At 43.0% G+C, this 4,765-nt stretch carries 1 protein-coding gene; it reads left to right on the forward strand.

The window, feature by feature from the left end; translation table 11 throughout:
• On the forward strand, positions 1-4,765 hold a 4,765-nt coding region (locus tag L2586_RS24260; RefSeq protein WP_235295599.1), incomplete at both ends, for a hypothetical protein.

Consider the following 4,765-nt stretch of genomic DNA (forward strand, 5'->3'; position numbering starts at 1 on the left):
CAGGAGACTGTAGCACATTAGAACCATTTGCAATCACGATTACACCGACAGCAGAAATAGATGGCGGAGCAGGCACAGCATGTGATGAGTTTGAACTACCAGCTATAACAGGCACAAACTTAGCAGGTGATGAAGCTTACTATACAGAGATGAATGGAGGCGGAACGGTATACAATGCAGGAGACTTAATAGATATGAGTCAGACATTATATATCTATGGTGATGATAATGGCTGTCCATCAGAAGCAGAGTTTATTGTAACCATTGTAGAAACACCAAGCATTGATCCTAACTCAGGAGCAGCATGTGATAGTTTACAATTACCAGCAATCACAGGAGTTGGAACTGCAGGAGCGATTTACAATACAGCAGCAGATGGAAGTGGTACAACATATATAGCAGGAGAGTTTATAGACTTTAGTACAACGCTATACATGATAGTGGCAGCAGGAGACTGTAGCACATTAGAATCATTTGACGTAACGATTACACCGACGGCAGAAATAGATGGCGGAGCAGGCACAGCATGTGATGAGTTTGAACTACCAGAGATAACAGGCACAAACTTAGCAGGCGATGAAGCTTACTATACAGAGATGAATGGAGGCGGAACGGTATACAATGCAGGAGACTTAATAGATATGAGTCAGACATTATATATCTATGGCGATGATAATGGTTGTCCATCAGAAGCAGAGTTTGTTGTAACCATTGTAGAAACACCAAGCATTGATCCTAACTCAGGATCAGCATGTGATAGTTTACAATTACCAGCAATCACAGGAGTTGGAACTGCAGGAGCATTCTACTTCACAGAAATGGACGGCGCAGGAACACAATATGCAGAAGGAGATTGGATCAGCACAAGCACAACATTATACATGTATGTAGCAGCAGGCGCTTGTTCAACAGAAGAACCATTTGCAATTACGATTACACCGACAGCAGAAATAGATGGCGGAGCAGGCACAGCATGTGATGAGTTTGAATTACCTGCTATAACAGGCACAAACTTAGCAGGCGATGAAGCTTACTATACAGAGATGAATGGAGGTGGAACGGTATACAATGCAGGAGACTTTATAGATATGAGTCAGACATTATACATCTATGGTGATGATAATGGCTGTCCATCAGAAGCGGAGTTTGTTGTAACCATTGTAGAAACACCAAGCATTGATCCTAACTCAGGAGCAGCATGTGATAGTTTACAATTACCAGCAATCACTGGAGTTGGAACAACAGGAGCATTCTACTTCACAGAAATGGATGGCGCAGGAACACAATACGCAGAAGGAGATTGGATCAGCACAAGCACAACATTATACATGTATGTAGCAGCAGGTGCTTGTTCAACAGAAGAACCATTTGACGTAACGATTACACCGACAGCAGAAATAGATGGCGGAGCAGGCACAGCATGTGATGAGTTTGAATTACCTGAGATAACAGGCACAAACTTAGCAGGCGATGAAGCTTACTATACAGAGATGAATGGAGGCGGAACGGTATACAATGCAGGAGACTTAATAGATATGAGTCAGACATTATACATCTATGGTGATGATAATGGTTGTCCATCAGAAGCAGAGTTTGTTGTAACCATTGTAGAAACACCAAGCATTGATCCTAACTCAGGAGCAGCATGTGATAGTTTACAATTACCAGCAATCACTGGAGTTGGAACTGCAGGAGCATTCTACTTCACAGAAATGGGAGGAGCAGGAACACAATACGCAGAAGGAGATTGGATCAGCACAAGCACAACATTATACATGTATGTAGCAGCAGGCGCTTGTTCAACAGAAGAGCCATTTGTAATCACGATTACACCGACAGCAGAAATAGATGGCGGAGCTGGCACAGCGTGTGATGAGTTTGAATTACCTGCTATAACAGGCACAAACTTAGCAGGCGATGAAGCTTACTATACAGAGATGAATGGAGGTGGAACGGTATACAATGCAGGAGACTTAGTAGACATGAGTCAGACATTATACATCTATGGTGATGATAATGGTTGTCCATCAGAAGCGGAGTTTGTTGTAACCATTGTAGAAACACCAAGCATTGATCCTAACTCAGGATCAGCATGTGATAGTTTACAATTACCAGCAATCACTGGAGTTGGAACTGCAGGAGCATTCTACTTCACAGAAATGGACGGCGCAGGAACACAATATGCAGAAGGAGATTGGATCAGCACAAGCACAACATTATACATGTATGTAGCAGCAGGTGCTTGTTCAACAGAAGAACCATTTGCAATTACGATTACACCGACAGCAGAAATAGATGGCGGAGCTGGCACAGCGTGTGATGAGTTTGAATTACCAGAGATAACAGGCACGAACTTAGCAGGCGATGAAGCTTACTATACAGAGATGAATGGAAGCGGAACGGTATACAATGCAGGAGACTTAGTAGATATGAGTCAGACATTATACATCTATGGTGATGATAATGGCTGTCCATCAGAAGCGGAGTTTGTTGTAACCATTGTAGAAACACCAAGCATTGATCCTAACTCAGGAGCAGCATGTGATAGTTTACAATTACCAGCAATCACAGGTGTAGGAACAACTGGAGCATTCTACTTTACGGAGATGAATGGAGGCGGAACTCAGTACGCAGAAGGAGATTGGATCAGCACAAGCACAACATTATACATGTATGTAGCGGCAGGGTCATGTTCAACAGAAGAACCATTTGCAATTACGATTACACCGACAGCAGAAATAGATGGCGGAGCAGGCACAGCGTGTGATGAGTTTGAATTACCTGCTATAACAGGCACAAACTTAGCAGGCGATGAAGCTTACTATACAGAGATGAATGGAGGTGGAACGGTATACAATGCAGGAGACTTAGTAGATATGAGTCAGACATTATACATCTATGGTGATGATAATGGTTGTCCATCAGAAGCGGAGTTTGTTGTAACCATTGTAGAAACACCAAGCATTGATCCTAACTCAGGAGCAGCATGTGATAGTTTACAATTACCAGCAATCACTGGAGTTGGAGTAACAGGAGCGTTCTACTTCACAGAAATGGGAGGAGCAGGCACACAATATGCAGAAGGAGATTGGATCAGCACAAGCACAACATTATACATGTATGTAGCAGCAGGCGCTTGTTCAACAGAAGAACCATTTGCAATCACGATCACACCGACAGCAGAATTAGATGGCGGAGCTGGCACAGCATGTGATGAGTTTGAATTACCAGAGATAACAGGTACAAACTTAGCAGGCGATGAAGCTTACTATACAGAGATGAATGGAGGTGGAACGGTATACAATGCAGGAGACTTTATAGATATGAGTCAGACATTATACATCTATGGTGATGATAATGGTTGTCCATCAGAAGCGGAGTTTGTTGTAACCATTGTAGAAACACCAAGCATTGATCCTAACTCGGGAGCAGCATGTGATAGTTTACAATTACCAGCAATCACTGGAGTTGGAGTCACAGGAGCATTCTACTTCACAGAAATGGGAGGAGCAGGAACTCAGTACACAGAAGGAGATTGGATCAGCACAAGTACAACATTATACATGTATGTAGCAGCAGGTGCTTGTTCAACAGAAGAACCATTTGCAATCACGATTACACCGACAGCAGAAATAGATGGCGGAGCTGGAACAGCGTGTGATGAGTTTGAATTACCAGCTATAACAGGCACAAACTTAGCAGGCGATGAAGCTTACTATACAGAGATGAATGGAGGTGGAACGGTATACAATGCAGGAGACTTAGTAGATATGAGTCAGACATTATACATCTATGGTGATGATAATGGTTGTCCATCAGAAGCGGAGTTTGTTGTAACCATTGTAGAAACACCAAGCATTGATCCTAACTCGGGAGCAGCATGTGATAGTTTACAATTACCAGCAATCACTGGAGTTGGAACAACAGGAGCATTCTACTTCACAGAAATGGGAGGAGCAGGCACACAATATGCAGAAGGAGATTGGATCAGCACAAGCACAACATTATACATGTATGTAGCAGCAGGCGCTTGTTCAACAGAAGAACCATTTGCAATCACGATTACACCGACAGCAGAAATAGATGGCGGAGCAGGCACAGCGTGTGATGAGTTTGAATTACCTGCTATAACAGGCACAAACTTAGCAGGCGATGAAGCTTACTATACTGAGATGAATGGAGGCGGAACGGTATACAATGCAGGAGACTTAGTAGATATGAGTCAGACATTATACATCTATGGTGATGATAATGGTTGTCCATCAGAAGCGGAGTTTGTTGTAACCATTGTAGAAACACCAAGCATTGATCCTAACTCGGGAGCAGCATGTGATAGTTTACAATTACCAGCAATCACTGGAGTTGGAGTAACAGGAGCATTCTACTTCACAGAAATGGGAGGAGCAGGCACACAATATGCAGAAGGAGATTGGATCAGCACAAGCACAACATTATACATGTATGTAGCAGCAGGCGCTTGTTCAACAGAAGAACCGTTTGCAATCACGATTACACCGACAGCAGAAATAGATGGCGGAGCAGGCACAGCGTGTGATGAGTTTGAATTACCAGCTATAACAGGCACAAACTTAGCAGGCGATGAAGCTTACTATACAGAGATGAATGGAAGCGGAACGGTATACAATGCAGGAGACTTAGTAGACATGAGTCAGACATTATACATCTATGGTGATGATAATGGTTGTCCATCAGAAGCGGAGTTTGTTGTAACCATTGTAGAAACACCAAGCATTGATCCTAACTC

The organism is Portibacter lacus (assembly GCF_021533215.1).
GTDB lineage: Bacteria > Bacteroidota > Bacteroidia > Chitinophagales > Saprospiraceae > Portibacter > Portibacter lacus.